The organism is Comamonas suwonensis (assembly GCF_012844455.2).
GTDB lineage: Bacteria > Pseudomonadota > Gammaproteobacteria > Burkholderiales > Burkholderiaceae_C > Comamonas > Comamonas suwonensis.
In genome coordinates this window covers 125927-132207 of record NZ_JABBCQ020000015.1, presented here as the reverse complement: position 1 = coordinate 132207, position 6281 = coordinate 125927, and the positions used below count along the sequence as shown (strand labels likewise).

Genomic DNA, 6281 nt, shown 5'->3' with positions numbered 1-6281 from the left:
GGCTCCTTAATGATTACTGCATTGACGTTTACGTAAACTGAATTCATTTTATGCGGCACTGCAACACTCTCCACACAAGTTTCCAGTCAATCTGACTGGAGTATGTGCTTTCGTCTTGTCAGGCGGCATGGCATAAAAAAGAACGACCGTTCAATTTTATGCACAACCAGTGTGAAATCACGGGTCTCAGACGAGTCAACCCAGGGTAAAACCTAGGTTAAATCAAGCCATAAGCCTCGTGGCAACATCCGGCAAGCCCACAAGGTAACACTGGCAAAGCCTGTGTTCGTCGTTCAAACGGACGGGCTGCGTGATTTGGCAATGCAAGCGCATACCTGCAGATGGCGAAAAGCGGCCCTCTCACTCCTCAAAAACTATCGCCACTGCGGCTTGCGCTTTTGCGCAAAAGCCTGAGCGCCCTCTTGTGCATCCGTATCCATCATGTTGATAGCCATGGTCTGCCCGGCCAGCTGGTAGGCAGGCTCCAACCCCATTTCACGCTGGCGATAAACCAGCTCCTTGCCCATCTGAATGGCAATTCGGGGCTTGGTCACAATTGCAGCCACGAGCGCTTCCACAGCGGCTTCCAGCTCATCGGGATTGGCCACACGATTGAGCAAGCCGTAGTGCATGGCAGTCTGCGCATCGATGAAGTCGCCGGTGAGCAGCATCTCCATGGATTGCTTGATGGGCATGTTGCGCACCAGCGGCACGCTGGGTGTGGAGCAGAACAGTCCGTACTGAATACCGCTGGTGGCAAATCGGGCCTCGCTGCTGGCCACCGCCAGATCGCACTGAGCCACCAACTGGCAGCCTGCAGCCGTCGCAATGCCCTGCACCCTCGCAATGACGGGAACAGGCAGCTTCTGAATCGATAGCATCATGCGGCTACACTGAGCAAACAGCTGCTGGTAGTAAGCCAGCTTTGAATGCGCCGCCATGTCTTTGAGGTTGTGCCCGGCGCAGAAAGCCTTGCCCTCCGCAGCCAGCACCACCACGCGGGCCTGCCCATTCTTGGCAACCGCATCCAGCGCCGCTTGCAGATCGGTCAGCATCTCGCTGCTCAGCGCGTTGAAGCGCTGCGGGTCGTTGAGGGTAATGCGCACCACGCCGCGCGCATCCTGAGTCATCAGCACTAACGAATCACTCATCGTTGTCACCCTGTATTCAGACTAAGAGCTGCTTTAAATATCGGCCAACACGCGCAGATGCGCCTCCACACTGCGCGCCAGCGGGTCCATCACATAGCCGCCTTCAAGGCAGGAAACAATGCGTCCCTTGGAAAAGCGCCGGGCAATGTCCTTGATACGCATGGTGATCCAGGTGAAGTCGTTTTCCGTCATGCCCAGCTGACCCATATCGTCTTCGCGGTGGGCATCAAAGCCTGCACTGATGAAGATCATTTCGGGCTTGAAGGCTTCGAGGCGCGGAATCCACATCATCTCGACGATCTCGCGGATATCCATGCCTTTGGTATAGGCCGCCACGGGCACGTTCAGCATATTGGCTGCTGGTTCCTTGTCGCCGCTGAACGGGTAGAACGGGTGCTGAAAGATGCCGCACATCAGCACACGGTCATCCCCCGCCAGAATGTCTTCGGTGCCGTTGCCGTGGTGCACATCAAAGTCAATCACAGCCACGCGTTTGAGGTGATGGCGATCCAGCGCGTACTTCACGCCCACAGCCACATTGTTGAAAAAACAAAAGCCCATGGCCTGGCTGCGCGTGGCATGGTGACCCGGCGGGCGCACGGAACAAAAAGCATTTTCCAGCTCGCCCGCAATCACCGCATCGGTCGCCGCCAGCGTCGCGCCTGCAGAGCGCAGCGCAGCCTTGAAGGTGTAGCGATTGATGGCGGTATCGGTATCGAGCTGGCGGTACTCAGGCCCGCCTGCGGCCAGCTCCTGCTCCAGTCTGTCAGTGAAACCCTGCAGGGCGGCGATGTGCATGGGGTCATGCGCCAGCTCCACCTCGGCCAGAGAGGCCAGAGGGGCCTCACGGCGCTCCAGCGCGTCGCCCACACCGGTGATGAGTAGCCGGTCTTCTATCGCGTCAAGCCGCGCAGGGCATTCAGGATGGCCTGGACCCATCTCGTGCAACCAGCAGTCCCGATGGGTGAAATAACCTGTCTTGCCCACAGTCATGTCTCCGCTATCGCTTATTTAGGATATGTTTCTGTCATGCATGCACAGAACACAATTAATGCGCTTTTGAGTCAGCTTAACACGGTGATGGAGGGTAAACCGGATCAGGTCAGAGACGGCGTGGCATGCCTGTTGGCGGGTGGTCACTTGCTGATTGAGGACGTTCCTGGCGTTGGAAAGACCACGCTGGCCCACGCTCTGGCGCACAGTTTTGGACTGCAATTTTCACGCGTGCAGTTCACCGCCGACCTCATGCCCAGCGACCTGACCGGCGTCTCCATTTACGACCGTGGACGAGAGGCTTTTGTCTTCCACCGCGGCCCGGTGTTTGCACAAGTGCTGCTGGCCGACGAAATCAACCGCGCCAGCCCCAAGACCCAGAGTGCACTGCTTGAAGCCATGGAAGAGCGCCAGGTCACCACGGAGGGAAAGACCCACAGCCTGCCCTCGCCCTTCTTTGTGATTGCTACCCAGAACCCGCTGGATCAGCTGGGCACCTTCCCCTTACCTGAAAGCCAGCTGGACCGCTTCCTCATGCGCATCAGTCTGGGCTACCCCTCACGCGACGCCGAGCGCAAGCTGCTGACGGGTAACGGCCGCCGCTCTGCCGCTGATGCGCTGCAGCCCGTCATCAATCAAGAGCAGCTGCAGCAGCTGCAAGCAGCCGCGCTGGCTGTGCATGTCAGCGATGCGCTGCTGAACTATGTACAAGACCTGATTGCCGCCACGCGCAACGGCCAATGGTTTGCACAAGGCCTGTCCCCGCGCGCAGGCATTGCGCTGCTGCGTGCCGCCAAAACCATCGCCTTGATGGAGGGCCGCGACTATGTGGCGCCTGACGATGTGCAGGCCATCTTGCCGCAGGTGATTGCCCACCGGCTGGTGCCAGTCGGCCATGCTGGCCGGGGCGCGGTGGAGCAGGTACGCGCCATGATGCAAGCCGTTCCGCTGTCTTGATGATGACGATGAAATTTCTCATGAATTTCATAGCATGAAGCGCCCTATACCAAAGGGCGAGAAGCCAAAAATACCCAATATCTTTCAACGCCTGTCTCCGCGCGCCAAATTCCGCGAATGGATGTTTGCACGCCTGCCACGCTCCGATCAGCTGACGCTGACACAGAGCAATGTCTACATCCTGCCATCGCGGGCGGGCTGGGCCATGCTGGCCACGCTGATCGTGCTGCTGGTTGCGGCCATCAACTACCAGCTCAACCTTGGCTATCTGCTCACCTTCTTGCTGGCCGGCAGCGCCGCCGCCAGCATGGTGGTCGGCCACGGTAATCTGCGCGGTCTGCAGCTCAGCCTGCAAACCGCAATGTCCGCCCGAGGTCATGGTGGCTGCTTTGCCCACGCCCCCTGCCCCCTAAATTTCAAGCTGCACAACCGCCGCCGCACGCGGCGCTGGGGCATAGGGCTGGCACTGCATCAATCGCGGCAAAGCGCCGATCATTCCAACGCTTGGAGCTGGGTGGATGTACCCGAGCAGGGCAGTACCGCCGTGCAACTGAGCTTTATGCCCCAGCAGCGCGGCCTGCACGATTTCCCCCCGGTCTCCATACTCACGCGCTACCCGCTGGGCACCTTTCGCGTCTGGGCACTGTGGCGGCCCAAAACACCGGTCTGGGTCTATCCCGCCCCTGAAGCAAATGCCCCCCCTCTGCCGCCCGCCAGCCCTGAAGCCGGTGGCCGCAGCAGTGCACAAGTGCGCAGCGGCGAAGAATTTGACGGCGTGCGCGCCTACCAGACGGGCGACCCGCTCAAGCTGGTGGTGTGGAAGAAAGCCGCTCAATCTTTTGCCACAGGCAGCCACCAACTGGTCAGCCGCGACCGGCCATTTGCCCACCATCATCGACTGTGGCTGGATATTCGCCAGACCGGCCTTGCCGACCACGAAGCCCGTCTGTCACGCCTCACAGCTTGGGTGCTGATGGCAGAACAGCAAGGCCGCACCTGGGGCCTGCGCCTGTCCGGCGGCAAAGAAGTTGCCCCCGGCAGCGGCGCGCAGCACACCACGCGCTGCCTTGAAGCATTGGCGGCTTGCCCATGACGCGTTTGAAAACTCTCAGCCAGCCTGCACACAACCACTGGCTTCAGCAACTCTCCGCCCTGCCCCGCGATGCGCGGGACACTTTGTTTTTGCTAGCCGTCATCGCCTGGATTTTGCTGCCGCAAATTCAGCAAATGCCTTGGTGGACCAGCGCCTTCGCTGCAGGCCTGCTACTGTGGCGCGCACGTCTGGCCTTGACCGGCGCGGCGCTGCCCAGCCGCTGGGTGCTGGCAGGCGCGCTAGCCCTTGCCATTGGAGCCACCTGGGCCACACACAAAACCATTGTGGGCCGCGATGCAGGCGTGACCCTGGTCATCATGCTGCTGGCCCTTAAAACCCTGGAGCTGCGCGCGCGGCGCGACGCCATGGTGGTGTTCTTTCTGGGCTTTTTTGTTCTGCTCAGCAACTTCTTCTATTCCCAGTCCCTGCCCATTGCCTTCGCCATGGTGCTGGGCCTGATGGGACTGCTCACCGCACTGGTTAACGCGCACATGACGGCAGGCAAACCGCCTTTGATGCAGGCGCTGCGCACCGCGGGCTGGCTGGCGCTCTGGGGTGCGCCAGTGATGGTCGCGCTGTTTCTGTTCTTTCCGCGGATGGCACCGCTTTGGGGCGTGCCTTCTGACGATATGGCGGGCCGCTCGGGCCTGTCTGAGAACATGCGTGTGGGCGAGGTTGCATCGCTGGCCATGGACGACAGCGTGGCGCTGCGCATTCGCTTCGATACACCGGGTGAGAAGGAACCACCGGGCAATACCCTGTACTTCCGTGGCCCGGTACTCAGCCAGTTTGATGGCCGCAACTGGCAGACCGACACCATGGCCGAAGCCATGACTGCGCCGCAGCTGCGCGTGCGCGGCGAGCCCATTCGTTACCAGATGCTGATTGAGCCCAGCAAACGCCGCTGGCTGACACTGCTGGATGCCGTCCAGACCGAACCGCAGACGCCGCCGGGTGCCTCCATCGGTCGCACGCGCATGACATCCAGTCTGCAGTGGCTGAGCTGGCGCCCCATCACCGATGTGCTGCGCGTAGATGCGCAAAGCTATCTCGACTTCAGCTACGGCCCGCTAAGGGCCACGCCAGAGCTGCAGCGCTACCTGCAACTGCCCCTCGGCAGCAACCCGCGCACACAGGCGCTGGGTGAGCAACTGCGTGCCCAGCTTGGCGCCGACGCAGACACCGGAACGCTGATTGCCGCCGCACTGCAGCGCCTGAAAACCGGTGGCTACACCTACACGCTAGAGCCCGGCGTGGTGGACAGCGTGCATACCGCCGACGACTTCTGGTTTGACAGCAAGCAAGGCTTTTGCGAGCACATTGCCTCGGCCTTTGCCGTGCTGATGCGCGGCATGGGTGTGCCTGCGCGCATCGTCACCGGCTATCAGGGCGGCGACCGCAACAGCGTGGACAACTACTGGACCGTGCGCAACAGCGACGCCCACGCATGGACCGAGGTCTGGATTGCCGGCCAAGGCTGGAGCCGCGTGGATCCCACCGGCGCGGTGTCACCTGGCCGCGTTGGCCAGTTTCAGCGGCTGAGCGCACCGCGTGGCGCGCTCGCCAGCGCCATGGGCAACTTTGTCGACAACGGCACGCTGGAGAAGCTGCGCGCCGTATGGGAAGCCGTGAACGGCCGCTGGAACCAGTGGGTCATCAACTACACGCAAAGCCGACAGCTCAATCTGCTGCAAAACCTGGGCTTTGAATCACCCAGCTGGACCGATCTGCTGCGACTGCTGGCCGGCAGCCTCAGCGCCCTTGCACTGCTGTGGCTGGTCTGGGCTCGCTTCACGCGCCCGCAACGCGACGGCTGGAGCCAGCTGATGCATACGGCGCAGCAGCGCCTGCAGCGCGCAGGCATTCAAAGCAGCGCCAGCGACTCTGCCCGCAGCTTGGCACGCAGCGTGCAAACGCAGTGGAGCGCAAATTCTCCCTTGGCTGCGACCTTATCTGACTGGCTGCTGGACATGGAGCGGCTACGCTATGCAGCGCCGTCAAAATCTGACGAAACCGCCCTCAAGACATTGCGCCAGCGCTGGCACACCATCAAGCGCCAGAGCTGGCCTACTACTCCAAAGAACTAA

General features: G+C 61.2%; 5 protein-coding genes. 3 read left to right on the top strand and 2 right to left on the bottom strand.

Annotated features, from left to right (window positions below):
- Positions 1-374 precede the first annotated feature (374 nt).
- Together HF327_RS16695 and HF327_RS16690 are read right to left on the bottom strand one after the other, a co-directional pair.
- A complete protein-coding gene (locus tag HF327_RS16695; RefSeq protein ID WP_198461438.1) occupies positions 375-1151 on the bottom strand; it encodes an enoyl-CoA hydratase in 777 nt (258 codons plus the stop codon).
- A gap of 33 nt (positions 1152-1184) precedes the next feature.
- Positions 1185-2144: a histone deacetylase family protein gene (locus HF327_RS16690; protein ID WP_198461436.1), complete on the bottom strand. Its 960-nt coding sequence runs from the start codon at positions 2142-2144 to the stop codon at positions 1185-1187.
- Between the two features lie 36 nt (positions 2145-2180).
- On the opposite strand from HF327_RS16690, the gene HF327_RS16685 reads away from it, so the two are divergent.
- The 3 genes from HF327_RS16685 to HF327_RS16675 are packed head-to-tail and all read left to right on the top strand — an operon-like array spanning position 2181 to position 6281.
- Complete coding sequence (locus tag HF327_RS16685; protein ID WP_198461434.1) at positions 2181-3101, top strand: AAA family ATPase; 921 nt, start codon at positions 2181-2183, stop codon at positions 3099-3101.
- 34 nt (positions 3102-3135) lie between these two features.
- On the top strand, positions 3136-4194 hold the full coding sequence (locus HF327_RS16680) for a DUF58 domain-containing protein (RefSeq protein ID WP_198461432.1): 1059 nt from the start codon (positions 3136-3138) through the stop codon (positions 4192-4194).
- Entirely contained in the window at positions 4191-6281 is a 2091-nt protein-coding gene (locus tag HF327_RS16675; protein ID WP_198461430.1) for a transglutaminase family protein, read from the top strand. Before HF327_RS16680 ends, HF327_RS16675 begins: the two co-directional genes overlap by 4 nt.